Consider the following 25,846-nt stretch of genomic DNA (forward strand, 5'->3'; position numbering starts at 1 on the left):
AGGGTCCGTTCTTAGGGGGCGGAGGTTTTGTTGGGTTTGGCCATCCATTCATGGCCGCGCAGCATGCCGCGCCAGTAGACCGGCGGAAGGATGCGTTCCTTGAGCAGCCATGCAGCACGGCTTGGGCGCGTGCCGTCGATCAGGGCCTTGGGAAAGCTTGGCAGCAGCTTGCCGCCATAGCCGAACTCGGCCAACACGATCTTGCCGCGCTCGACTGTCAGCGGGCAGGAACCGTAGCCGTTATATTGCGCGCGGGCCGGACGGCCGTCGATATCGGCCGCGATGTTTTCCGCCACCACCGGTGCCTGCATCCGCGCCGCGGCCGCCGTCTTGGCGTTCGGCGCATTCATCACGTCGCCAAGCGACCAGATGTTGTCATGCGTTTTGTGACGCAGCGTGGCCTGGTCGACGTCCACCCACCCCGCCGCATCCGCCAGCGGCGACACGCGAATGAAATCCGGCGCGGTCTGAGGGGGCGTGACATGGATCATGTCGAATGCGACCTCGACCCGGCGGACAGGCGTGTCGGGTGCCGCGACGTCGAACCACGCGGTGCGCGCCGGGCCGTCGATCCGGACCAGGTTATGAAAGAAGTTCAGCGTCGCGTCGTATTTTCGCACATAGTTCATCAGCGCGGGGACATAGTCCTTGACCCCGAACAGCACGCCCCCCGCATTCATGAACTGGATGTCGATATCCTTGAGCACCCCGGCCCGATGCCAGGCGTCCCCTGACAGGTACATCGCCTTCTGCGGCGCGCCGGCGCATTTGATCGGCATCGGCGGCTGCGTGAAGATCGCGCGGCCCCGCCTCATCGCCTGGACCAGTTTCCACGTATAGGGCGCCAGATCATAGCGGTAGTTGGACGTGACCCCGTTCTGGCCAAGCGTCTCGACCAGACCGGGGATGCGCGCCCAGTCCAGCTTCAGTCCCGGACAGACGACCAGCCTTTCATAGCCCACGACCCGGCACCCTTCCAGGATCACGGCGTTCGACGCGGGCTCGAACGCGGCGACCGCGCCCTTGATCAGCGTGACGCCGGACGGGATCAGCGAGGCCAGATCCTTTGCCGTCTGGTCGGCTGTGAACACACCCGCGCCCACCAGGGTCCAGCCGGGCTGATAGTAATGCACGTCGGCCGGGTCGATGATGGCGATGTCCAACCCCGGCTTTCGGGACAGCAGGCTGGCCGCGACCGAAATCCCTGCCGCCCCCGCCCCCACGATCACCACGTCATGGGTCGCATCGGGCCGGGCCACGGGTGTGCGTCCGCCGTTGGCGATGCGTCGGACCACGCCGGACAGGTCGTATCCGGCGGTACTGGTTGCCGCCAGGATCTGCGACAGCGGCATGTCGTCGGCCTGCGCCAGCGCCCACAGCGTGGCCGACCGCGTCCCCGACCGGCAATAGGCCAACACCGGCCCCGGCATGGCGCGCAAGGCGGATCGAAAGGCCTCGACGTCGTCGTCGCCGACCATGCCCCCGCTGATCGGAATGTAGCGTGCCTGCATTCCGGCAGCATGGGCCGCGGCCTCGATCTCGGCAAAGGTCGGCTGATCGGCGCCTTCGCCGTCCGGACGGTTGGCGATGATCGCGCGATAGCCCTGGGCCTTCAGCGCAGGAATGTCCTGCGGGGTGATCTGGGGCGACACCGCGAATTGCGGCGAAAGGGTCCTGGGGTCCATCTGTTCCTCCCTGAACGTCTGGAGATGGCGGGGTCAGAGGCCATTGACCGGCACCTTGAGCATGGGACGCCCATCCTTGTCGGTGGGCATGACGCCTGCGCGCATGTTGACCTGCAGCGAGGGAATGATCAGCTGCGGCACCGCCAGCGTGGCGTCGCGTGCGGTGCGAAAGGCCACGAATTCCGCGCGCGTCTTGCCGCCGCCGACATGGATGTTGTGGGCGCGTTCCTCGGCCACGGTGGTCTCCCACCGGATCTCGCGGCCGTTGGGGCCGTAATCGTGGCACATGAACAGCCGGGTCGCGTCGGGCAGCGACAGCACCTTCTGGATGCTGTCATAGAGGACGCCCGCATCGCCGCCCGGAAAATCGGCCCGCGCGGATCCGCCATCGGGCATGAACAGCGTATCGCCCACGAATGCCGCATCGCCCATCACATGCGTCATGCAGGCCGGCGTGTGGCCGGGCGTATGCAGGGCCACGACCGGCATTGTGCCCACATGATAGACGTCGCCATCCTTGAACAGCGCGTCGAACTGGCTGCCGTCGCGCTGGAATTCCGTACCCTCGTTGAAGATCTTGCCGAAGGTGTCCTGCACGACCATGATCCCGTCGCCGATCCCGATCCGGCCGCCCAGGGCCGCCTGGATATAGGGCGCGGCGGACAGGTGGTCGGCATGGACATGGGTTTCGATGATCCACTCCAGGGTCAGACCATGCTCGCGGATATGCGCGATGATCGCATCGGCATGATCATAGGTGATCCGCCCCGCGGCATAGTCGATATCCATCACCGAATCGACAACCGCACAGGCGGTGGAGCCCGGATCGCGCACGACATAGCTGATGGTATGGGTGGCCGGATCAAAGAACGGGGTCACGACGGGCGCGACGGACATGTCGATCGGATAGTCGGTCATGATGGTCCTCAAGTCGGAAACGGGCGGTATCAGGGGCGGCAGGTCCGCATCCCCAGCAGCGTGTAAAGCGGGCAGACCCTGACAGCGGCGGTGATCATCAGCACGACGCCCGCGATGACCGCCATGGCGCGCGGAAGACCGCCTTGAAACGCGGGCCAACCGCTGGCCAGGGCCACAAGGATCAGGGCCGCCCCCAGCACCAGGCGAAGGGTTCGGTCGGCGAGTCCGATGTTGCGTGTCATGGCGGGATCCCCTTGCTGGCTTTCGACCGTGATACAGGATTTCGCGACGCCGGTCGGTGACAAGATCACCAAGCCCCCATCAGGGGCGCGACCCGCCGCCGTCCTGCGCCGCCAGCCGTCCGATCGCGGCCGCGTCCAGCAGGTCGACCACCCCCCGCGCCTGCCCGATCCAGCCGCGCCGCTGAAACTCGCCCAGCTGCCGAGAGATCACCTCGCGCGCGGTGCCCAGTTCAGCCGCCAGCTGCTGATGGGTGGCCCTGATCTGCCCCGTGTCGTGGGCCAGTTCGATCAGCTTCTGCGCCAGCCGGATATCCAGCCGTTGAAAGGCGATCTCCTCGATCACCATGAACAGGTCGGACATGCGCCGCGCATAGGCGGTGAAGATGAAGGTCCGGAATTCGACCGACCGCGACGCCAGATCGTCGAACAGCGCCCGCGGGATCGCCGCCGCGCGGACGTCGGTCTCTGCGATCCCCTCGGCAGAGTAGTCCTCGTGCGCCAGCAGGCAGGCCGTGGTCATCACGCAGCTTTCCCCGGCCGCCACGCGATAGAGGACGATCTCGCGGCCCTCTTCCGACGTCTGCTGGACCCTGACCCGGCCGTCCAGCAGCAGCAGCAGATGCTCGGGCGGCTTTCCGGGGCCAAAGACGACGGTGCCGGCCGGAACCGTCAGGATCAGGCTCTGCGTCAACAGCGTCGCGCGCAGGTCCGGTCCCAATCTGGCCAGTCCGGGAAACTGCGAAATCCAGTCTTGTGCCATGGTGCCCCCCTTCCCATTCCTCGACCATAGGTCGGACGGTGCGGCGATGACAGGGTGGTCCTAACGGTGGCCGATCCAGCCACGATCATCGGTGAAGGCGCGTCCCGCCGCCAACCGGACCGGACCGTATTCCGCCGGATAGGCGTCCACAGAACCAAGCGGCGCGTCCGCTGCCGCCAGCATGATGTTGGCCAACCCACGGTCGCTGACCGGACCCTGGACTGCCTGGACGTGGGGATAAAGCTCGCTCAGGATCGCGTGGATGCCCCGCGCCAGCGGACCGTCGGGTGCGTCGATCAGGTTCACGTAGACCGGGCCGTCGACGATGTCGCGCAGGCGGGCATAGGTTTCCCGCGTGGCCAGGTGCGCAGGAACCGACCCGGACGAGAACGCGTCCATCACCACCGCGTCGAACCGCTGTTCGGTCCGGTTCAGAAACACCCGGCCGTCCGCATGGACAATGCCAAGACGCGCGCCCTCCTCGCGGTCGATCATCGCGCCGGCCCAGGGCAGGCTGTCGCGGACCACGCGGGTGATCAGGGGATCGATCTCGACCGCGACGGCGCGGGCATCGGCGCGCGATTCCAGCAGCATCGCGGGCAGCGAATAGCCGCCCCCGCCGATGAACAGGACCGACGGCGCCGCGCCCAGGTCGCGGTCCATCCGCGACCAGATCCAGTCCGTATAGGCCAGCGTCAGGCGGTCGCCCCCATCGGCCGCAACGCGTTCGGCGGCCTGCTGGGTGCGGTCCGAATAAAGGCGCACCGCGCCGCCATGACGCTGCACGTCGATGCAGGACATCCCCGATTCGTAACGGCACAGCGGCCCGCTGGCGGTGATCGCCGCGACCGCCACCGCACCTGCCGCGACCGCGATCACGGCATCGGGCCGCGACAGGCCGCCCGCGCCCCCCTTGCCGCCCGCCCGCACCAGCGCGGCGCAGATCAGCGCCCCCGCGCCGCATCCGGCAAAGGTCGCCACCGATCCCACCAGCGGCAGCGTCACGAACCCCGCCAGCACCGCGCCCGCGATCGCCCCAAGCGATCCGGCCGCCAGGACCATGCCCAGGGACGACCCCTCGCGGCCGGGACGGGCGTCGACGGCCATCTTGGCCAGGAAGGGCGACGGAAAGCTGACCAGCACGGATGCGGGAAAGAAGGCCAGGATCACCGCCAGAAGCATCCCCCCGGTGTCGCGCGCACCCAGGGCATAGACCAGCCCCAGGACCGCGGGCGAGGCCGCCATCAGCGCCGCCGTCGCCACCAGCGCCAGCCTGACGCTGCGCACGGCCACAGTGGGGTCGCGTTCGGCCACCAGCCCGCCAAGCGCGCTGCCAAGCGAGAACCCGGTCAGGATCGTGGCGATCACCGACGTCCAGGTCACCAGCGAGGTGCCGAAGAACGGCGCCAGCACGCGGCCTGCGGCGATCTCGTATGTCAGGCCGATGGCCGACAGCACGAGGATCAGGGTGATCGTGGTCCAAAACCGCATCGGGGTCTCCTTCCGGGGGCATCGTGTCGGGTCGGGTTGCCCTGCCACGGAACGCGGCGCAAGGGAATGGGTGCCCCTGTCACGCCGCCGCCATGCGGCCGCGTTAGCTTGACCGGCGCCCGTGGCGCGGGCTAACCGCGCGGGACATGGTTTGCAGAGGACCCGTGATGCCCGACCGCGCCTATCCGACCCTGGCCCAGGCCGCGCGCATCTGGGCGCGGATCGGCCTGCTGAGCTTTGGCGGCCCCGCGGGCCAGATCGCCCTGATGCACCGCATCCTGGTCGAGGAGAACCGGTGGCTGGGTGAACGGCGGTTCCTGCACGCGCTGAACTACTGCATGCTGCTGCCCGGTCCCGAGGCGATGCAACTGGCCGTCTATATCGGCTGGCTGATGCACCGCACCCTGGGCGGGATCATCGCCGGGCTTCTGTTCGTGGTGCCGGGCATGGTGGCGATCATGGCCTTGTCCTGGATCTATGCGATCTGGGGCGATACCGGCGCGTTGGAGGGTCTGTTCTTCGGCCTCAAGGCCGCGGTGCTGGCCATCGTGTTCCAGGCGGTGATCCGCATCGGGTGGCGCGCGCTGAGAAACCGCGTGATGATCGGCATCGCGGCGGCGTCCTTCGTCGCGATCTTCGCCTTTGGCGTGCCGTTTCCGGTGATCGTCCTGGGTGCGGCCCTGGCCGGGTTCCTCGGCGCGCAAGCCGGGCTGGCGGCGTTCCGGGGCGGCGGCGGGCACGGTGCCGCGGGCGGTGCGCCGGTCGCGGATGCCGACACGCTGCTGGGCGACGGCACGCCCGATCACACGCGGGTCAGCGCCGGGTGGGCCGCGCGCATATCGGCGGTGTTCCTGGGCCTGTGGCTGCTGCCGGTGGCCGCGCTGTTCCTGGCGCTTGGGCCGCAGGACGTCTTTGCACAGATCGCCGGGTTCTTCAGCGTGATGGCGGTGGTGACCTTCGGCGGCGCCTATGCCGTCCTGGCCTATGTCGCCCAGCAGGCGGTCGAGACCTATGGCTGGCTGGCACCCGGAGAGATGCTGGACGGGTTGGGCATGGCAGAGACCACGCCGGGGCCGCTGATCATGGTGACCCAGTTCGTGGGCTTCATGGGCGCGCTGCGCGAGGCGGGCGGCCTGCCGCCGCTGCTGGCCGGGACCCTGGGGGGGTTGCTGACAACCTGGGTCACGTTCCTGCCCTGCTTCCTGTGGATCTTTCTGGGCGCGCCCTTCATCGAACGCCTGCGCGACAACCACGCGCTGACGGCGGCGCTGACGGCGGTGACCGCGGCGGTGGTGGGGGTGATCCTGAACCTGGCGCTGTGGTTCGGGCTGCATGTGCTGTTCGACCGGCTGCGCCCGGTGGCCGCGATGGGGCTGGACCTGGACCTGCCGGTCTGGCGCACGCTGAACCCGGCGGCGCTGGTCCTGATCCTGGCCGCGATGATCGCGGTCTTCCGCCTGCGCGCGGGGACGGTGCCGGTGCTGGCGGGCTGTGCCCTGGCCGGGCTGGCGCTGCACCTGGCGGGGATCGTCTGAGGCGCGGCGGATTTTTTCGACGCAGCCGGGAAGAGAACCGCGGCCGGTTGCGTCTATGACTGTATCATGACCCGGACACGCGACCCCATCCTGGATCTGCTGGCGCCGCTGCGGCGCTATGCCTTCGCGCTGACCCGCGACAGGGCCGAGGCCGACGACCTGGTCCAGGACGCCCTGCTGCGCGGCCACGAACAGCGCCGCCAGCTGGCCCCCGGCAAGGCGCCGGGACCGTGGCTGCGCGCGATCCTGCGCAACCGGTTCCTGGACCGCCGCCGCCACGACCAGGCCCAGTCCCGCCGCGAGGCGCAGTTCGCCCAGCTGACCCCCCTGGCCCAGGACGCGCCCCAGGACGACGCCCTGCGCCTGTCGCAGCTGCGCCAGGCCTTCCTGGACCTGCCCGACGACCAGCGCGAGGCGCTGGCCCTGATCGCGGTCGAAGGGCTGTCCTATGCCGAGGCAGGCCAGCTGCTGGGCATCCCGCCCGGCACGGTCATGTCGCGTGTGTCGCGCGCCCGCGCCCGGCTGCGCGCGTTCGAGGACGAGGCCCCCGCCCGCCCGGCCCTCAAGATCATCGGAGGACGCGATGCTGAAGGATGATCCGCAGATCGGCCCCGCCGACCTGGATGCCTATGTCGACGACCAGCTGACCCAGGCCCAACGCGCCCAGGTCGAGGCGCATCTGTCGCGCCATCCCGACGCCGCCGCCCGCGTGATGCGCGACCTGTCGCTGCGCCGCGACCTGCGCCGGGCGCTGGCCGCGCCGTCCGCGCCGCGCCCGCTGCTGGGCGCCGCGCGGCGGCTTGCGACGGCGCGCCGACGCGATGCGCAGCTGCGCCGGGTCCTGCGCATCGTGCCGGCCGCGCTGCTGGTGGGGCTGGGCTGGCTGGCCCATGCCGGCCTGGGGCCGCTGTCGGTGCGCGAAGGCGTCGCGGCATCGCCCGCGCCCGCATCGGTCACGGCGGCCCTGTCGGCGCATCAGGTCAGCCTGCTGCGCCTGGACATGACCTCGCAGCCCGGCATCAGCCGCCTGGACCCGGTCGAGATGCGCGCCGCCACCGGCATCGTGCTGCCCCGGTTTCCCGACGACTGGACGGTGCGCGACGCGCAGGTCTTTCCCTCGCCCCAAGGTCCGGGGATCGAGATCCTGTTCGACACGCCCGACCTGGGCACGATCAGCCATTTCGCGGTCCGCGCCGGCAGCTTCGACGTGACCCTGCCCCGCCTGCACCAGACGCCCGACCACGGCATCGCCTGGTTCCAGATCGGAGAGATCGCGCATGTGCTGGTCGCGGGCGACGACCATGCCGACCCGCTGCTCGCGACATCGGTCGCGCTGTCGGACACGCTCTACTGACATCAACCAACCGGAGGTTTTCATGCAACCCATCCGCCAGACCGGCCGCAGCGCCGGTTTCGCCCCCGCCGCCGTCCTGGACGACGGCCTGCGCGCGCACATGCTGCGCATCTACAACTACATGGGCCTGGGCCTGCTGGTGACCGGGCTGGTCGCGGTCGCGGTGGCCTCGGTCCCGGCGATCTACGTGCCGATCTTCAGCTCGCCCCTGCGGTGGGTGGTGATGCTGGCGCCGCTGGCCTTCGTGATGTTCCTGTCCTTCCGGATCGAGACCGTCTCGGCCGCCACGGCGCAGACGCTGTTCTGGGCCTTCTGCGCGGTGATGGGCCTGTCGCTGGCCTCGATCTTCCTGGTCTTCACGGGCACGTCGATCGCGCGCGCCTTCCTCGGCGCCGCCGCCATGTTCGCGGGCATGAGCCTCTATGGCTACACGACCAAGCGCGACCTGTCGAAGTTCGGCAGCTTCCTGATCATGGGCCTGATCGGCGTCATCATCGCCAGCATCATCAACATCTTCCTGGGCTCGTCCGCGCTGCAGTTCGCGATCTCGATCATCGGCATCCTGGTCTTCGTCGGCCTGACGGCCTGGGACACGCAGTCGATCAAGCTGGCCTACAGCGAACATCACGATGCCGAGACGCACCAGAAACTGGCGGTCATGGGCGCGTTGTCACTGTACCTGAACTTCATCAACCTGTTCCAGTTGCTGCTGAGCCTGACCGGCCAGCGCGAGGAATAGGCCCCAGACAAGGACCGCATCCATGGACCAGAACGACCGCCACGCCATCGAGGGGCTGTTCGGCAAGCTGGGCCAGGCCGCCCAGGCCCAGCCCCATCGCGACCCCCAGGCCGAGGCCCTGATCGCCGACCTGATGGCCCGCAACCCCGGTGCCGCCTATTACCTGGCCCAGACCGTGATCATGCAGGAACAGGCGCTGGCCGCGGCCGAACAGCAGATGCAGCAGATGCAGGCGCAGCCGGCGCCGGCCTCGGGCGGGCTGTTCGGCAAGCTGTTCGGCGGCAGCCAACCCCAGCCCCGCCCGATGACCCATCGCCCCGCGCCCCAGCCCTACGGCCAGCCCGCCTATGGCCAGCAGCCGCAGGGGTCGGGTCCGTGGAGCAGCGGTCGCCCGTCGGGCGGCGGCTTCATGGCCGGCGCGGCGCAGACCGCGATGGGTGTCGCAGGCGGCGTGCTGCTGGGCAATGCCATCGGCGGCATGTTCGCAGGCCCTGCCGACGCCTCGGAGATGGAGCAGGAGCCTGCGATGGAGGAAGACGCCGGTTTCGACGACCCGGGCTTTGACGACGGCGGCTTCGAGGAATGATCACCACGGCGCCCGGAACCCCCGGGCGCCGCCTTTCGGCAGACGGCGTGGCGATGCGCCCTCGCCGCATTGGCATTCCGCGCCGTCGTTGCTGCGCCACGACGCCATCAGCACAATCGCCTTCGCCCTGCAATCCGAAGCCCGCAGCATCGGTGCCGGTGACGCCGCGACCTGCAATGCCGTGATCGCTGGCAGCAGTGACAGCCGGGCAATGCGTGCCGACGTCCTTCCATGATACGACTGAACTTATCGGTCCGTTTCGGCGTTTCCCCGGAAAGCAGGAGGATGTCATGGCGTCACGTGCGGTCTGGAAGGGGCAGCTGCGCCTGTCTTTGGTGGCCATCCCTGTCGAGCTGCATGCCGCGACCAAGACCGGGGCGCGCGTGTCCTTCCGCCAGATCCACGGCCCCTCTGGCAAGCCTGTGCGCTATGAGAAGACCGTGGCCGGCATCGGGCCGGTCAAGAGCGACGACATCCTGAAGGGATACGAGACGGGGGACGGCAACTATCTGCTGCTGGAACCCGACGAGATCGACGCGATCAAGCTGGACACCAAGAAGACGCTGGAACTGGTGCAGTTCGTCGACCAGTCCGAGATCCCGCCCCTGTACTACAACAAGCCCTATTACGTGGTGCCGACCGACGATCTGGCCGAGGACGCCTATCGCGTGGTCCGCGACGCCCTGCGGGCCGAGAAGAAGACCGCCCTGGGCCAACTGACCATGCGCGGCCGCGAATACCTGTGCGCGATCCGACCCTGCGGCGACGGGCTGCTGCTGGAGACGCTGCGCTATGAGGACGAGATCCGCGAGGCGGAACCGCTGTTCGCCGCGATCGAGGACGCCGCCAGCGACGCCGACCTGCTGGAGGTCGCGACCCAGCTGATCCGGCGCAAGTCCTCGGCGTTCGATGCCGATGCGTTCCGCGACCATTACGACCAGGCGCTGCGTGCGCTGATCGAGACGAAGCGCAAGAACCGCAAGACCCCCCGCGCCAAGGCGGCCGAGGACGACGACCGCCCGTCGGGCGGCAACGTCGTGGACCTGATGTCCGCGCTGAAGGAGAGCCTGAAGAAGGACGGCGGCAAGGCCAAGTCCAAGCCCGCCGCAAAGCCCGCGTCCAAGCCGCGTGCCAAGCCCAAGTCAAAATCCGCCTGACATGGCCGATCTGGGCGCCTATCTGGACAAGCGCGATTTCGGGGCGACGCCGGAACCGCAGGCGGACGGCACCCCTTCGGCGCTTGGGCTGCGCTATTCGATGCAGAACCACGACGCCACGCGGCTGCACTGGGACCTGCGGCTGGAATGGGACGGGGTGCTGCTGTCCTGGGCAGTGACGCGGGGGCCGTCGCTGGACCCGGCCGACAAACGGCTGGCCGTGCGGACCGAGGATCACCCCCTGTCCTATCTGACCTTCGAGGGCACGATCCCGAAGGGCCATTACGGCGCGGGCACCGTGATGCTGTGGGATCTGGGCTGGTGGCAACCGCTGGAACCCGCGGCGCGCGGGCTGGCCAAGGGGCACCTGAAGTTCCGGCTGCACGGTCGGCGGATGACCGGCGACTGGAACCTGATCCGCATGGCGCGCCGGGACAAGCGCGACAACTGGCTGCTGGTCAAGATCGACGACGAGGCCGCCGGCCAGCGCGACCCGGTGGCGCGCTATCGCACCAGCGTGGCGTCGGGGCGCAGCTTTGCGGCGATCCGCGCGGACAAGGCCGCCTGCCTGCCCGACCATTCCGGCACCCGTCCGGGCCACCGGCCCGTGCAGCTGGCGACGCTGACGGACGATCTGGCCGATCACGCCACGCATTGGCACGAGCTGAAGCTGGACGGCTATCGCGCGCAGGTGGCGCTTGGCGCGGGCGGCCCACGCGTCTTCACGCGGGCGGGGCATGACTGGACTGACCGTTTCGCCGACCTGATCCCCGCCCTGCGCGACATCCCCTGTGCCTCGGCCCTGATCGACGGAGAGATCGTGGCCGGCGCCGGCATGCAGGGCTTCGGCACGCTGCAGGACGCGATCGCGGCGGGCGGGCCGTTCGGATACGTGGCCTTCGATCTGCTGCAGCTGGACGGGCGCGACCTGACGGACCTGCCCCTGACCGAACGCCGCGCCGTGCTGGAGGGCCTGCTGCGCCCCCTGCCGCCGATGGGCGCGGTGGCGCTGTCGCCCGTCATCCACGGCCCGGCGGACGAGGCGCTGGCGCTGATCTGCGGCAATGGCGGCGAGGGGGTGATCGCCAAGCGGACCGATGCCCCCTATCGCGGCGGGCGCAGCCGCGACTGGCTGAAGATCAAGTGCCGCAGGCAGGGCGCGTTCCGCATCGTCGGCTGGCAGGCCAGCACCAGCCGCGGCAGGCCCTTCGCCTCGTTGGCGCTGGCCTGCGACCGGGACGGGGGACTGGCCTATATGGGCAAGGTCGGAACCGGGTTCGACCAGGACACGATGGCCGACCTTGCCCGGCGCATGGAACCGCTGGTGCGCAGGGACGCCCCCGTCAAGGCCCCCCGCCGGGAGGTCGCGGGCATGACCTGGATCGACCCGGACCTGACCGCCCGGATCGATTACGCCGAAACCACCGCCCAGGGTCGCCTGCGCCATGCGGTGTATCTGGGCCTGCACGATGAGGGTCCGCCGATGCGAACGCCCGCCCCGACCGTCGCGATCAGCAGCGGCGACCGCGTGATCTTTGACAAGCCGCGCCTGACCAAGGCGGGGCTGGCCGATTATTATCGCGCGGTCGCACCGCTGATGCTGCCCGAACTGGCCGGGCGGCCCCTGTCCCTGCTGCGCCTGCCCGACGGCATGGCCGGCGAGCGGTTCTTTCAGAAGCACCCCGGCAAGGGCTTTCCCGCCGCGCTGAAGATCCAGCAGATCGCCGACAAGGACGGCGCGCCCAGCCCCTATGCCTATGTCACCGACGTCGACGGCATCCTGGGCGCGGTGCAGATGGGCACGGTCGAATTTCACATCTGGGGTGCCCGTCGCGACCGGCTGGACCGGCCCGACCGCATGGTCTTTGACCTGGACCCCGACGAGGGCCTGGGCTTTGCCGCGACCCGCCGCGCCGCGCTGGAGCTGCGCGACCGGCTGTCGGGGCTTGGCCTGCGGTCCTGGGCGATGCTGTCGGGGGGCAAGGGCGTCCATGTGATCGTGCCGCTGCGCCGCACCGCGGGCTGGGACACGGTCAAGCTGTTCAGCCGCGGCGTGGCGATGCTGACGGCACAGGCCCATCCCGACCGCTTCACCGCCGAGATGTCCAAGGCAAGGCGCAAGGACCGCATCTTCGTCGACTGGCTGAGGAACGAACGCGGCGCGACGGCCATCGCGCCCTTCTCCGTGCGCGCCCGCCCCGGCGCGCCGGTGGCCTGCCCGGTCAGCTGGGACGAACTGGGGCGCATCCGCAAGGCTGGGGCGTTCTCGACCGTGCAGGCGCTGGAGCGGGGCTGGGCCGACACCGACCCGCCGCCCGCCCAGACCCTGTCGGCGGCCGTGATCGCGGCGCTGGACGCGGCGCTGACGGCCTGATCCTTACGCGGCCCTTACGCCCCCGGCCGGGATCACGCATGGCATCCTGACGCGCGCCTGCGGGATGATCGGACATCACTCATCAAGGGGATGTTCATGTCCGACATCATCTATCTTCTGCTTGGCGCAGGCGGGTTTCTGGCCATGATGGCCGGAACGCGCGCGCTGGCCCGTTCGTGACGGGGCGCCGATGGTCGACCTGGTCCTTGGCCTTGCCGTCGCGGCGGGCCTGTTCGCCTATCTGGTCGTGGCGCTGATGCGTCCCGACCGGTTCTGATGGGGGGTGCGTCCATGTCCCCCTTTCTTGTCTTCGCGCTCTACGGCGCCGTCACGGTCGGCCTCGCCTGGCTGCTGGCCGGTCATATGCACCGCGTCTTTACCGGTCGGCGCGTCTGGTCCAGCCCGCTGATCGCCCCGGTCGAACGGGCCTTCCTGTCGGCCGCGGGCGTCACCGCCGGGCGCGGCCAGACCTGGTCGGGCTATGCCATGGCCGTGCTGGTCTTCAACCTGGTGGGGTTCCTGCTTCTCTATGCGATCCTGCGGCTGCAGGGCATGCTGCCGTGGAACCCCCAGGGCATCGGCCCGATGGCACCGGACCTGGCCTTCAACACCGCGATCAGCTTTGTCACCAACACCAACTGGCAGGCCTATTCCGGAGAGGTCCAGCTGTCCTACCTGTCCCAGATGGTCGGGCTGACGGTGCAGAACTTCGTCTCGGCCGCCACGGGCATGGCGGTCGCGGTGGCGATCGTGCGCGGCTTTGCCGCCAAGGGCGACGGCCGCTTGGGCAATTTCTGGGTCGATGCGACGCGGGCGGTCCTTTATATCCTGCTTCCGCTGTCGATTCTGGCGGCCGTGGTGCTGATCTGGCAGGGCGTGCCGCAATCGCTGTCGGCCTATGTCCGCGCGACCACGCTGGAGGGCGCAGGCCAGGTCATCGCCCAGGGCCCCGCCGCGGCCCAGATCGCCATCAAGCAGCTGGGCACCAACGGCGGCGGCTTCTTCGGCGTCAATTCGGCCCATCCGCTGGAGAACCCGACGATCCTGTCGAACATGATCCAGTCCATCTATCTGCTGCTGATCCCGGTCGCCTTCTGCTTCCTGTTCGGGCGCATGGTGGGCGACCGGCGGCAGGGCTGGGCGATCTTCGCCGCGATGGGCGTGCTGTTCGTGGCGGGCCTGCTGCTGATGAACGCCCCCGAACAGGCGGGCAACCCCGCTTTGGCCCAGGCCACCGGCATCACCGGTCCCAACATGGAGGGCAAGGAGGTCCGCTTTGGCGCCACCCTGTCGGTCCTGTGGGCCGAGGCCACGACCGCCGCGTCGAACGGGTCGGTCAACGCGATGCATGACAGCTTCATGCCCCTGTCCGGCCTTGTGATGATGCTGAACATGCAGGTCGGAGAGGTGATCTTCGGCGGCGTGGGGTCGGGCCTTTACGGCATGCTGCTCTATGTCGTGCTGGCGGTGTTCCTGGCCGGGCTGATGGTCGGGCGTACGCCGGAATACCTGGGCAAGAAGATCGAGGGGCGCGAGGTCACGCTGTCGGTCCTGGCCTTCCTGTCGATGCCCTTGGGCATCCTGGTCTTCGGCGCGCTGTCCGTGGTCATCCCGGCGGGCCTGGCCGCGGTGCAGGACGCCGGGCCGCACGGCCTGTCCGAGGTCCTTTATGCCTACAGCTCGGCCACCGGCAACAACGGTTCCGCCTTTGGCGGCTTCGGGGCGGCGGCGCCGTTCCACACCACCCTGCAGGGCATCGCGATGATCCTGGGACGCTATTCGATCATCGTGCCGATGCTGGCGGTCGCAGGATCCCTGGCCCTGAAGTCGCCGGTCCCGGCCACGGCGGGGACGTTCCCCACCCACGGCCTGCTGTTCGTCCTGCTGCTGGTCATCACCGTGCTGATCCTGGGCGCGCTGACCTTCTTTCCGGCCCTGGTCCTGGGCCCCATCGCCGAGCATGTGTCCATGCTGGGCGGGCAAACCTTCTGAGGCGTTCATCCATGTCGAAACATTCGCTTCCCGTGCCGTCGATGGGGGCGCTGGCCCCCGCGGCGGCGCGACAGGCGCTGGCCAAGCTGGCCCCGCGCCTGCTGCTCAAGAACCCAGTCATCTTCGCCACCGCCGTGGCGGCGCTGATGGTCAGCGTGCTGGGCCTGCGCGACCTTGCCCTGGGCGTGTCCGGCGGCGGCGTCGCGGTCCAGATCGCGTTCTGGCTGTGGGCGGCCGTGCTGATCGCCAACTTTGCCGAGGCCCTGGCCGAGGGGCGCGGCCGCGCCCGCGCCGACAGCCTGCGCGCCACCAAGTCCGACACGATGGTCCGCGTGCTGCCCGCCCCCGACAGCGCACATGACGGCGCCACGATGGTCCCGTCGGCCAGCCTGAAGCAGGGCCAGATCCTGCTGGTCGTCGCGGGCGACATCATTCCGGCCGATGCCGAGGTGGTGCGTGGCGTGGCATCGGTCGACGAAAGCGCGATCACCGGCGAAAGCGCCCCGGTGATCCGCGAATCCGGCGGCGATTTCAGCTCGGTCACGGGCGGCACGCGCATCGTGTCGGACTGGCTGGTGCTGCGCGTCACCGCGGAACCCGGGCGCAGCTTCCTCGACCGCATGATCGCGCTGGTCGAGGGGGCCGAGCGTGGGCGCACCCCGAACGAGATCGCGCTGAACATCCTGCTGTCAGGCCTGACGCTGATCTTCCTGTTCGTGGTGGTCACGCTGGAGCCCTTCGCGCGCTATTCCGGCATCTCGATCCCGGTGGTGTTCCTGGCCGCGCTGTTCGTGACGCTGATCCCCACGACCATCGGCGGGCTGCTGTCGGCCATCGGCATCGCGGGCATGGACCGCCTGGCCCGCGCCAACGTCGTCGCGAAATCCGGCCGCGCGGTCGAGGCCGCGGGCGACGTGGACGTGCTGCTTCTGGACAAGACCGGCACGATCACCTTCGGCAACCGCATGGCCGACGCGCTGATCCCGGCGCAGGGCGTGCCGCCGGCCGATCTGGCCCGCGCCGCCCTGGCCGCCAGCCGCGCCGACGACACCCCCGAGGGCAAGTCCCTGGTCGATCTGGCCCGCCGCCAGCCCGGCGCGAACGCGCCCCTGGCCGACACGGCCGAGGCCATCGCGTTTTCCGCCCAGACCCGCCTGTCGGGCGCCGACCTGACCGACGGCACACAGCTGCGCAAGGGGTCGGTCGATGCGATCCTGCGCCATACCGGGGCGGCGATGGATGCCGCGTTGGCCGCGTCGGTCGACCAGATCGCGCGGTCTGGCGGGACGCCGCTGCTGGTGTCGCAGGGTGCGCGCATCATGGGTGCGGTGCATCTGAAGGACATCATCAAGCCCGGCGTACGCGAACGGTTCGGGGAACTGCGCGCCATGGGCATCCGCACGGTGATGATCACCGGCGACAACCCCCTGACCGCCGCCGCCATCGCGGCCGAGGCCGGCGTGGACGATTTCCTGGCCGAGGCCACGCCCGAGAACAAGCTGGAGCTGATCCGCGCCGAACAGGCCAAGGGCCAGCTGGTCGCCATGTGCGGCGACGGCTCGAACGACGCGCCCGCGCTGGCCCAGGCCGATGTGGGCGTGGCGATGAACTCGGGCACCTCGGCCGCCAAGGAGGCCGCGAACCTGATCGACCTGGACAGCGACCCGACCAAGCTGATCGAGGTCGTGCTGGTGGGCAAGCAGCTGCTGATCAGCCGCGGCGCGCTGACCACCTTCAGCATCGCCAACGACGTGGCGAAATACTTTGCCATCCTGCCCGCGCTGTTCATCGCCGCCTATCCCGGCCTGGCCGTGCTGAACGTGATGGGCCTGGAAAGCGCGCAGAGCGCGATCCTGTCGGCGGTGATCTTCAACGCGCTGGTGATCCTGGCGCTGATCCCGCTGGCGCTGCGGGGGGTGAAATACGCGCCCTCCAGCGCGGCGGCCCTGCTGCGGCGCAACCTGACGATCTATGGCCTGGGCGGCCTGATCGTCCCCTTCCTGGGCATCAAGGCCATCGACATGGCCGTGACCGCCCTGGGCCTGGCGTAAGGAGACAGCCATGATCGACCATATCCGACCCGCTTTGGCGACTTTGGGCCTGATGACCGTGCTGACGGGGCTGGCCTATCCGCTGGCCCTGACCGGGCTGGGCCAGACGCTGATGCCGCACCAGGCCAATGCCAGCCTGATCGTCCGCGACGGGAAGGTCATCGGCTCGGCCCTGGTAGGGCAGGCTTTTGCCGCGCCGGGATACCTGCATCCGCGCCCGTCCGCGGTCGATTACGACGCGGCGGCGGCGGCGGCCTCGAACCTGGGGCCGACCAGCGCGGCGCTGATCGCCGATCAGGCGGCCCGCGCGGTGGATTTCGTCGCATCGACCGGGGCGGCCAGCGTGCCGGTGGATGCCGTCACCGCCTCGGGCAGCGGACTGGACCCGCATGTCTCGCCCGAGAACGCGCGGGCGCAGGCCGGGCGCATCGCCGCGGCGCGGGGCGTGCCCCCGGCCCGGGTCGCGGCGCTGATCGAGGCGCAGGTCGAGCCGCGCTGGTTGGGCCTTTTTGGGGAACCGCGCGTGAACGTGCTGGCCGTCAATCTGGCCCTTGACGCGGCCTTCCCCGCGGCCCCCACTGGACCCCGAACCGAAGGCTGATCCATGACCGAGCTGCGCCCCGAACCCGACGCCCTGCTGGCCCAGGCCGAACGCGAGGGGCGCGGGCGGCTGAAGATCTTTCTGGGCGCGGCCCCCGGCGTGGGCAAGACCTATGCCATGCTGGAGGCTGCGCGGCGACGCGCGGCCGAAGGCGTGGACGTGGTCGCCGCCGTCGTCGAGACCCATGGCCGCGCCGAGACCGAGGCGCTGCTGCAGGGGTTGGACCTGCTGCCCAAGCGGGCGCAGTTCTATCGCGAGCGCATCCTGCACGAGATGGACCTGGACGCGCTGCTGGAGCGCCGCCCGCAGCTGGCCCTGATCGACGAACTGGCCCATTCCAACATCCCGGGATCGCGCCATGACAAGCGCTGGCAGGACGTCGAGGAGGTGCTGGCCGCGGGCATCGACGTGCTGACCACGCTGAACGTGCAGCACCTTGAGACGCTGAACGACCGGGTCGCGCGGATTTCGGGTGTGCGCGTGCGCGAGACGGTGCCCGACGCCGTCCTGGCCCGCGCCGACGAGGTCGAGCTGATCGACCTGCCCACCGAGGAGCTGATCGAGCGGCTGCGCGCGGGCAAGGTCTATGTCCAGGACCAGATCGCGCGGGCGGTGCAGAACTTCTTTTCCAAGGGCAACCTGACGGCACTGCGCGAACTGGCCATGCGCGCCGCCGCCGACCGCGTGGACGCGCAGTTGCGCGAGCACATGCGCGCCAATGCCATCGGCGGGCCGTGGCCCGCGCAGGAACGCATCCTGGTCGCGCTGACCGAAAGCCCGGTCGCACGCACGCTGGTGCGGACCGCGAAACGCATGGCCGACCGCGCGCGGGTCGAATGGGTGGCGGTCACCGTGACCTCGGCCCGGTCCGAGGCCCTGTCCGATCCCGACCGGGACGCGCTGGCCCAGGCCCTGCGCCTGGCCGAACGCCTTGGCGGCGAGGTGGCGACCCTGTCCGCCGCGGGCCCCGTCGCCGACGAGATCCTGGACTATGCCCGCCGCCGCAACGTCAGCCGCATCCTGCTGGGCCGCCCCCGGCCCCGCCCCTGGTGGCGGCGCATCGGCCGCCAGAACGTCGCCCGTGCCGTGACCGAGGCCGGCCGCGATTTCGAGGTGACGGTCGTCTCGGATCCGCAACGGACACCCACCCCGCCGGCGGTGCGCCACTGGTCCGTGGACCGCGACCCGCGCGCCTATGCCAAGGCCACGCTGACGGTGATCGCGGCCAGCTTGCTGGCCCTGTCGGCCGACCGGATCTTTCCCGTCACCTCGCTGTCGCTGATCTTCATGACAGGGGTGATCGTGGTCGCGGTGCGCCAGGGCCTGTGGCCGTCGCTTTATGCATCCTGCCTCAGCTTCCTGACCTACAACTTCTTCTTCACCGATCCGCGCAACACCTTCCTGGTGATCCGCCAGGACCAGATCATGACGCTGCTGCTGTTCCTGATCGCCTCGGGGCTGACCGGCAACCTGGCCGCGCGGCTGCGCGACCGGGCTTTGGCACAGCGCGACATCGCGATGCGGACGAACCTGCTGTACGATTTCGCGCGCCAGGTCGCCGGCGCCGGATCCGCGGTCGAGGTCCTGCGCGCCGCCGCGATCCATGTCGGCGCGGCCCTGGGATGCGACACCGTGGTGATGCGCCCCGGTCCCCTGGGCCGCCCGGTGATCGAGGTGGCCGAACCGCCCCGCGACACGCTGGCCCTGCGCGACGCATCCGCCGCCGATTACGCTTGGACCCGCGGCGAGGAGGCCGGGCGCGGCTCGGGCACCCTGCCCGCCAGCGACTGGCTGTTCCTGCCCGTCGGCACCGAGGGGCGGCGGTTGGCCATCCTGGGCATCGCCTATCCCGACGGGCGCAGTCTGGCGCCGATGGACCGCCGCCTGCTGGACGCGATGACCGATCAGACCGGCATCGCGCTGGAACGCATCGCATTGCAGGCCGACCTGGAACAGGCGCTGGTCACGTCCGAGGCCGAACGCCTGCGCGCGGCCCTGCTGTCCTCGGTCAGCCATGACCTGCGCACGCCTTTGGTGTCGATCATCGGCGCGGCATCGTCGCTGGCCGATCCGGCGCTGGACCTGGCCGCCCCCGCCCGCGCCAGCATGGCCGCCACCATCCGCGACGAGGGCGAGCGGCTGGACCGCTACATCCAGAACCTTCTGGACATGACGCGGCTTGGCCACGGCGCGCTGGTGCCCAAGCGCGTGCCCGCCGACCTGCGCGAAATCGCGGGCAGCGCGCGGCATCGCCTGCGCGGCGCGCTGCGCGATCACCGGGTCGAGGTCGCGGTCCCCGACGATCTGCCTCAGGTGCTGGTCGACCCGCTGCTGATCGAGCAGGTGGTGATGAACCTTCTGGACAATGCCGCGAAATACGCCCCCGAAGGCAGCCGCATCGACGTGACCGCGCGGGTCGACGGGGCACGGGCCGAACTGTCGGTCGGCGACGACGGCCCCGGCATCCCGCCCGACGCGCGCGGCCGGGTCTTCGACATGTTCTATCGCGTGGCCGAGGGCGACGGTCAGCGCGCGGGCACGGGCCTGGGTCTTGCCATCGCGCGCGGCATCGTCGAAGCCCATGGCGGCACCATCGCCGCCCACCCCGCCCGCGCGGACGGGCGCGGCACCCGCATCACCCTGACCCTGCCGCTGGACACGCTTGCATGACCCTGCCCGCCCGCATCCTTATCATCGACGACGAGGCCCCGATCCGCCGCTTCCTGCGGGTCGCGCTGGAGGCGCAGGGCCATCACGTGACCGAGGCCGCCACCGGCCGCGACGGCATCGAGGCCTGCGCCCTGACCACCCCCGAGGCGGTGATCCTGGACCTGGGCCTGCCCGACATGGACGGGCGCGCGGTCCTGGCCCGGCTGCGCGAATGGAGCCAGGTCCCGGTCCTGGTCCTGTCGGTCCGCGCGTCCGAGGCCGACAAGGTCGCCCTGCTGGACGCCGGTGCGCAGGACTACGTGACCAAGCCCTTCGGCATCGGGGAACTGCTGGCCCGCCTGCGCGGCCTTCTGCGCGACCGGTCGGGTGCGGCCCCGCAGGGGGCGGCGCTGCAGGTGGCCGACCTGACCATTGACGCCGCCGCCCGGACGGTCCTGAAGGGCGGCACCGAGATTCACCTGACCCGCAAGGAGTTCGACCTGCTGTGGCTGTTGGCGTCGAATGCCGGGCGGCTGGTGACGCAGGGCATGGCGCTGGAACATGTCTGGGGAAAGGCCCATCTGGAGGACAGCCACTATCTGCGCGTCTTCATCCGGCAGCTGCGCGCCAAGATAGGCGACGATGCGGGCAACCCATCCTACATCTTCACCGAATCCGGGGTGGGCTATCGCTTTGCATCGGGATCATGACGCGTCGGGCCTGCGGCCTTGGCGCATCTTCCCTTTGGTTTCTGGCTGCGCTATCGATGCCGCGCATTCCAGGAGACAGCGTTGATCCGTCGCGATTCCCAGACCGACAGACCGCAGCGGGCCCGGCTGACGCCGGGGCGCGCGCTGCGCTGGCTGTTGCTGGTGCCGTTCCTGATGCTGGCCACGATCAGCCAGGGCACGATGATCGAGGCCGCCCCCGCGGGCGGCGTGCGGATCGTGCTGTGCACCGGCACCGGCATGGTCGACGCGATCATGACCCCCGACGGGCAGGTCCACCCCGACGACCAGCCGGGTCGCGGCGGCCATCCCGGCACCCCGCCCTGTGACTGGGCGCTGCACGGCCAATCGGTGCTGGCCTCCCCCGCCGTCGACATGGTCCCGCCGCGGTTCCGCGAACTGGACGCCGATTTCGGGACCGACATCCCCCTCCATCTTCGCCGGGCCGAGGTTCTGACCCCCGCCGCCCGCGGACCACCCGCCCTCGTCTGAGACCGACGCGACGACCGGGCCCGCCCGGCACCGCGACCGTCCGGCCGCCGCATTCCGGCCGCCGCGAACACGACCGTTCACAGATGAGACATGCCATGACGACCTTTCCCCTTCTGGCCGCGCTTGCGGTCGCGACCCTGCTGGCCCCTGCCGCATGGGCGCACGGCACCGGCGACGGTGCGGACCATGCGGGCCATACCGCCGCCCATGCGGCGCCCCTGTCCCTGCCCGACCCGGATGCGGCGTGGCAGGTCGGCGAGCTGACCGTCACCGCGCCCTATGCCCGCGCCACCCTGCCCAATGCCCCCGTCGCGGGCGGCTTTCTGACGATCGCCAATGAGGGCGCCGCGGACGACCGCCTGGTCGCCGCCACATCGGACATCGCCGGACGGATGGAGATCCATCAGATGACCATGTCGGGCGACATCATGACGATGGGCCCGGTAGAGGACGGCCTGCCGATCCCGGCGGGCCAGACCGTGGCGCTGCAGCCCGGCGGCTATCACCTGATGTTCCTGCAGCTGGCGGCCCCCCTGGTCCAGGGCGACAGCGTTGACGTCACTCTGACCTTCGAGGGTGCCGGCGACATCACCGTGCCGCTGTCGATCCAGGCGTTCAACGCGCGCGCGGCGGGCGATGCCCCGCAGGGTGCCGATCCGCACGCGGGGCATTGACCATGACCCGACAGACGCTTCGCCTGGTACGGGTGCTGGCCTGGACCGCGGTCGTGGTGGCCGGCGCCGCGCTGCTATGGGCCACGGTCCTGCGGCCCGCGCCGACCGACCACCAGGTCGCCATGCAGCAGTTGGGCAAGGGCGATTACACCCTTGTCACCGCGGATGGCCAGCCCTTTACCCAGGCCGATCTGCAGGGTCAGCCGACCGCCGTCTTCTTCGGCTTCACCCATTGCCCCGACGTGTGTCCCACCACCCTTGGCGAGGTCACCGCCTGGCAGGACGAGCTGGCCCGGGACGGCCAGACGCTGCGCACGCTGTTCATCACCGTGGACCCCGAACGCGACACGCGCGAGGTCCTGGGCGAATACGTGTCCTGGGTGCCCGGCGTCACCGGCATCACCGGAGAGCGGGCCGAGATCGACAAGGCCGTCGCCGCCTTTCGCGCCTTTGCGCAGCGGGTGCCGCTGGAGGGGGGCGACTATACCGTCAACCACTCGACCCAGGTGCTGCTGTTCGACGATGGCGGCGATTTCTTCGGTCTGGTGTCCTATCAGGAAGACCACGACCGCGCGATGGGCACCATCCGGCGGCTGCTGGCCAGCTGATCCCTGGGCGGCGCGGGTCCGCGCCGCCGCATCCCCACAGAACCGACAGGGAAACCCATGTCCGATGCGACCCTGGACGCCTCGCCCCGCCCGCGCGTGGCCGTGTCCGATCTGTACCGCGCCGTCTGGCGCTGGCATTTCTATGCGGGACTGTTCGTCCTGCCGTTCCTGATCACGCTGGCCGTCACCGGCGCGGCCTATCTGTTCCGCGACGAGATCGACGCCATCATCCATGCCGACATCAAGCGGGTCGAGGTCGCGCAGACCGGCACGCTGAGCCCCGAGGCGCTGGTCGCCTCGGCCGTGACCGCGGTGCCCGGCCGCGCGGTCAAGTACACCGACCCGCCAACGGCCGCCGCCTCGGCCGAGGTGACGGTTGCCACCGACGACGGGCGCCGCATTGCGGTCTATGTCAACCCCTACGAGGGGTACGTCCTGGGCGCGCGCCCCGACCGCAGCACGGTCATGTGGACGGTGCGCTATCTGCACAGCCTGCGCTATTTCGGGCCCGTCGCCCGTGGCGTGATCGAGATCGTGGGCGGCTGGACGATCCTGCTGGTCGCCACCGGCATCTATCTGTGGTGGCCGCGCGGCCAGGCGGGGGGCGTCCTGTCGGTCCGGGGCGACCGGCGCAGGCGCGTCTTCTGGCGCGACACCCATGCGGTGACCGGCATCGTGGTGGGCGGCTTCATCGTGTTCCTGGCGGTGACCGGCATGCCCTGGTCGCAGGTCTGGGGCGGCAAGGTCAACGAATGGGCCAACGGGCACAACTTCGGCTATCCGTCGGGCGTGCGCGTCGACGTGCCGATGTCGGACCAGCGGCTGACCGACACGGCACAGACATCGTGGTCGCTGGAGCAGGCGCGCGTTCCCGAAACCCCGCCCCCGGCCCAGGGTGCCGCCCCCATCGGGCTGAACGCCGCCGTGGCGGCGTTCGAGCGGCTTGGCCTGCATCGGGGCTTTTCGGTGGCGCTGCCGTCATCGCCCACCGGGGTGTACAGCGGTTCGGCCTATCCCGACGACCTGGCCCAGCAGCGCGTGGTCCATCTGGACCAGTACAGCGGCCGATCCCTGGTCGACATGAGCTATGCCGATTACGGCCCCATGGGACGCTGGCTGGAATTCGGCATCAACACCCATATGGGCCAGCAGTTCGGCCTGGCGAACCAGATCCTGCTGCTGGCGGTCTGCGGGGGCATCGTCCTGCTGGCGGTGTCCGGCGGGGTGATGTGGTGGAAGCGTCGCCCGTCGCGGTCGATGGGCGTGCCACCGATGCCCGCCGACCGCCGGGTGTTCCGCGGCCTGCTGGCCATCCTGGCGGTGGGTGGCGTCCTGTTCCCGCTGACCGGCGCATCGCTGCTGGTCATGCTGGCGCTGGACACCGCGATCCAACGCCTGCGCGGCACGGGGTCGCGCGCCGCCGCCTGACCCTGCGCGGGGCCGCGCCCGGTTTCGGCGCGGTCCCGGCACGGTCATGGCACATCCGGGCGGAACATCGCGGGCATTTGGCGGTTCTATTGATCATAATGCATTTCACGAAAGCGATCCCATGGCCGCAACCGCTTATTCCCCGCACCCCATCGGCGCGCGGCGCCCCGTTCCCGGACTGTCCGTCCTGACCCATATGTCCGCGGGCCTGCTGGCCCTGCCAGTGGTGACCGATTACGCCTATCTGCAGACAACCGTCCTGATGTGGAAGGACTTTTCGTCCTGGCTGCTGTTCTTCGGCCTGATCGTGGCCGGGGTCGGCTGCGTGCTGTGGCTGATCGGTCTGCTGACGCGCCGCCCTGGTCCGTCCTGGGGCGCGGTCGGGATGTACGTGCTGGTGATGCTGGCCGCCTTCTTCAACAGCCTGCTGCATGCGGGCGACGGCTGGACCGCCATCATGCCCTGGGGCATCACGCTGTCCGTCGTGACCTGCGTGCTGATGCTCCTGGCGGCGGTGCTGAACCGTCGCGCCACCGCCCCCCTGTCCCTGCGCACCGCCTGAAAAGGACGCCATCATGACCATCCATACCTCTACCCTGCGTCGCAGGCTGATGCTGTCCGGTTCCGCCGTCCTGACGCTTGGCCTTGCCCTGCCGATGGCCGCTGCCGCGCAGGATTCCGAAGGGTTCGACATCACCAGCCAGATCGGTCCCGATCCGGTCCTGCCCGAACCGCAATTCGTCAATCCGCTGCCGAGCGTGAACGTGGCCGAGGTCGTGGGCTGGGCCGACGGCCAGACGCCGGCCGTCCCCGAGGGGCTGACGATCAGCGCCTATGCCACCGACCTGGTCAATCCGCGCACCGTCCATACGCTGCCCAACGGTGACGTGCTGGTGGTCCAGTCGCGCGCGCCGGAGGGTAAGCCGAAATACCGCCCCAAGGATTTCGTCCGGGGCTGGATCATGGCCTTTGCGGCGGGCGGCGGTGACGCCCCCCCGGCGGAAAGCAACCTGATCACGCTGCTGCGCGACACCGACCGCGACGGCACGGTGGACGAACGCCACGACCTGCTGACCGGGCTGCATTCGCCGTTCGGCCTGGCCTGGATCGACGACACGCTGTATGTCGCCGCCGCCGATGCGGTCATCTCCTATCCCTATGCCTTGGGCGACACGGTGATCGATGCCGAACCCACGACGGTCACGCCGTTGCCGGGCGGTCCGCTGAACCACCACTGGACCAAGGACTTGGCGCTTAGCCCGGATGGGACGATGCTGTACGCGTCGGTCGGCTCGAACTCGAACGCCGCCGAGAACGGGATGGAGGCCGAAAAGGGCCGTGCCACCATCTGGCAGATCGACCGCGAGACGGGGGCGTCCAAGATCTATGCGTCGGGGCTGCGCAACCCGAACGGCCTGACCTTCAACCCTGACAGCGGCGCGCTGTGGGCGGTCATCAACGAACGTGACGAACTGGGGCCGAACTTGGTGCCCGACTACATGACCTCGGTCCAGGAAGACGCGTTCTATGGCTGGCCCTACAGCTATTACGGCGATCACGTGGACGCCCGCGTGCGCCCGGCGCGCCCCGATCTGGTCGAGACGGCGATCGCGCCCGATTATGCGCTGTCCAGCCACGTGGCGGCCCTGGGTCTGGTCTTCACCAATGGCGCAGCGATGCCCGACGCCTTCGCGAACGGTGCCTTTGTCGGTCAGCGCGGCAGCTGGAACCGGGACGAGTTCAACGGCTACAAGGTGTCCTATGTCCCCTTCGCCGACGGCC

24 protein-coding genes are annotated in these 25,846 nt (G+C 69.7%); 19 read left to right on the plus strand and 5 right to left on the minus strand.

What is annotated here, in order from left to right:
- Positions 1–11: 11 nt before the first annotated feature.
- From LZ686_RS10965 to LZ686_RS10985, 5 genes are all read right to left on the minus strand, one after another.
- Positions 12–1,685 (minus strand): bifunctional protein tyrosine phosphatase family protein/NAD(P)/FAD-dependent oxidoreductase, encoded by a 1,674-nt coding sequence (locus LZ686_RS10965; RefSeq protein WP_349547802.1) that lies wholly within the window; start codon positions 1,683–1,685, stop codon positions 12–14.
- A 33-nt stretch (positions 1,686–1,718) separates the two neighbouring features.
- Complete coding sequence (locus LZ686_RS10970; protein WP_295170325.1) at positions 1,719–2,603, minus strand: MBL fold metallo-hydrolase; 885 nt, start codon at positions 2,601–2,603, stop codon at positions 1,719–1,721.
- 29 nt (positions 2,604–2,632) lie between these two features.
- Positions 2,633–2,845 (minus strand): YgaP family membrane protein, encoded by a 213-nt coding sequence (locus tag LZ686_RS10975; RefSeq protein ID WP_349547803.1) that lies wholly within the window; start codon positions 2,843–2,845, stop codon positions 2,633–2,635.
- 79 nt (positions 2,846–2,924) lie between these two features.
- Positions 2,925–3,605 carry a Crp/Fnr family transcriptional regulator gene (locus tag LZ686_RS10980; RefSeq protein ID WP_349547804.1) on the minus strand — a complete coding sequence of 227 codons (681 nt, stop codon included), beginning with the start codon at positions 3,603–3,605 and terminating at the stop codon, positions 2,925–2,927.
- A gap of 60 nt (positions 3,606–3,665) precedes the next feature.
- On the minus strand, positions 3,666–5,096 hold the full coding sequence (locus LZ686_RS10985; RefSeq protein ID WP_349547806.1) for a fused MFS/spermidine synthase: 1,431 nt from the start codon (positions 5,094–5,096) through the stop codon (positions 3,666–3,668).
- Positions 5,097–5,263: 167 nt separating this feature from the next.
- Here LZ686_RS10985 and chrA point away from each other — a divergent pair, with 167 nt between their 5' ends.
- The 19 genes from chrA to LZ686_RS11075 form a co-directional block, all read left to right on the plus strand.
- Positions 5,264–6,631, plus strand: coding sequence for a chromate efflux transporter (gene chrA, locus LZ686_RS10990; RefSeq protein ID WP_349547808.1), 1,368 nt, complete (start codon positions 5,264–5,266; stop codon positions 6,629–6,631).
- Positions 6,632–6,697: 66 nt separating this feature from the next.
- Complete coding sequence (locus tag LZ686_RS10995) at positions 6,698–7,228, plus strand: sigma-70 family RNA polymerase sigma factor (protein WP_127899771.1); 531 nt, start codon at positions 6,698–6,700, stop codon at positions 7,226–7,228.
- A complete protein-coding gene (locus LZ686_RS11000; protein ID WP_046001593.1) occupies positions 7,215–7,985 on the plus strand; it encodes an anti-sigma factor family protein in 771 nt (256 codons plus the stop codon). The genes LZ686_RS10995 and LZ686_RS11000 overlap by 14 nt, the downstream gene beginning before the upstream one ends.
- 22 nt (positions 7,986–8,007) lie before the next feature.
- The gene (locus LZ686_RS11005; protein WP_349547809.1) at positions 8,008–8,724 is read left to right on the plus strand and encodes a Bax inhibitor-1/YccA family protein; all 717 of its coding nucleotides are present in this window, start codon (positions 8,008–8,010) and stop codon (positions 8,722–8,724) included.
- A gap of 22 nt (positions 8,725–8,746) precedes the next feature.
- A complete protein-coding gene (locus LZ686_RS11010) occupies positions 8,747–9,310 on the plus strand; it encodes a DUF2076 domain-containing protein (protein ID WP_045982106.1) in 564 nt (187 codons plus the stop codon).
- A gap of 290 nt (positions 9,311–9,600) precedes the next feature.
- Entirely contained in the window at positions 9,601–10,467 is an 867-nt protein-coding gene (gene ku / locus LZ686_RS11015) for a non-homologous end joining protein Ku (RefSeq protein WP_349547810.1), read from the plus strand.
- Between the two features lies 1 nt (position 10,468).
- Entirely contained in the window at positions 10,469–12,841 is a 2,373-nt protein-coding gene (gene ligD / locus LZ686_RS11020) for a DNA ligase D (protein WP_349547811.1), read from the plus strand.
- Positions 12,842–13,031: 190 nt separating this feature from the next.
- Positions 13,032–13,118 (plus strand): K(+)-transporting ATPase subunit F, encoded by an 87-nt coding sequence (gene kdpF / locus LZ686_RS18825; RefSeq protein WP_045982103.1) that lies wholly within the window; start codon positions 13,032–13,034, stop codon positions 13,116–13,118.
- A gap of 14 nt (positions 13,119–13,132) precedes the next feature.
- Complete coding sequence (gene kdpA / locus LZ686_RS11025) at positions 13,133–14,833, plus strand: potassium-transporting ATPase subunit KdpA (RefSeq protein ID WP_349547812.1); 1,701 nt, start codon at positions 13,133–13,135, stop codon at positions 14,831–14,833.
- Between the two features lie 11 nt (positions 14,834–14,844).
- The gene (kdpB, locus tag LZ686_RS11030; RefSeq protein ID WP_349547813.1) at positions 14,845–16,884 is read left to right on the plus strand and encodes a potassium-transporting ATPase subunit KdpB; all 2,040 of its coding nucleotides are present in this window, start codon (positions 14,845–14,847) and stop codon (positions 16,882–16,884) included.
- A 10-nt stretch (positions 16,885–16,894) separates the two neighbouring features.
- The gene (kdpC, locus tag LZ686_RS11035) at positions 16,895–17,485 is read left to right on the plus strand and encodes a potassium-transporting ATPase subunit KdpC (RefSeq protein WP_349547814.1); all 591 of its coding nucleotides are present in this window, start codon (positions 16,895–16,897) and stop codon (positions 17,483–17,485) included.
- Between the two features lie 3 nt (positions 17,486–17,488).
- Positions 17,489–20,155, plus strand: a complete 2,667-nt coding sequence (locus LZ686_RS11040) for an ATP-binding protein (protein WP_349547815.1) — start codon at positions 17,489–17,491, stop codon at positions 20,153–20,155.
- Complete coding sequence (locus LZ686_RS11045; protein ID WP_046001600.1) at positions 20,152–20,844, plus strand: response regulator; 693 nt, start codon at positions 20,152–20,154, stop codon at positions 20,842–20,844. Before LZ686_RS11040 ends, LZ686_RS11045 begins: the two co-directional genes overlap by 4 nt.
- A gap of 81 nt (positions 20,845–20,925) precedes the next feature.
- Positions 20,926–21,354, plus strand: coding sequence for a DUF2946 family protein (locus LZ686_RS11050; protein ID WP_295169713.1), 429 nt, complete (start codon positions 20,926–20,928; stop codon positions 21,352–21,354).
- A 95-nt stretch (positions 21,355–21,449) separates the two neighbouring features.
- On the plus strand, positions 21,450–22,028 hold the full coding sequence (locus LZ686_RS11055) for a copper chaperone PCu(A)C (protein WP_349547817.1): 579 nt from the start codon (positions 21,450–21,452) through the stop codon (positions 22,026–22,028).
- A gap of 2 nt (positions 22,029–22,030) precedes the next feature.
- Positions 22,031–22,636 carry an SCO family protein gene (locus tag LZ686_RS11060; RefSeq protein WP_046001601.1) on the plus strand — a complete coding sequence of 202 codons (606 nt, stop codon included), beginning with the start codon at positions 22,031–22,033 and terminating at the stop codon, positions 22,634–22,636.
- 57 nt (positions 22,637–22,693) lie between these two features.
- Positions 22,694–24,064 (plus strand): PepSY-associated TM helix domain-containing protein, encoded by a 1,371-nt coding sequence (locus LZ686_RS11065; RefSeq protein WP_349547818.1) that lies wholly within the window; start codon positions 22,694–22,696, stop codon positions 24,062–24,064.
- A 121-nt stretch (positions 24,065–24,185) separates the two neighbouring features.
- A complete protein-coding gene (locus LZ686_RS11070) occupies positions 24,186–24,626 on the plus strand; it encodes a DUF2231 domain-containing protein (RefSeq protein WP_139598017.1) in 441 nt (146 codons plus the stop codon).
- A 13-nt stretch (positions 24,627–24,639) separates the two neighbouring features.
- Positions 24,640–25,846, plus strand: a 1,207-nt coding sequence (locus tag LZ686_RS11075) for a PQQ-dependent sugar dehydrogenase (protein ID WP_349547819.1), incomplete at its 3' end; no start/stop codon positions are given.

This window comes from Paracoccus sp. NFXS7 (assembly GCF_040148865.1).
Taxonomy (GTDB): Bacteria; Pseudomonadota; Alphaproteobacteria; order Rhodobacterales; family Rhodobacteraceae; genus Paracoccus; species Paracoccus marcusii.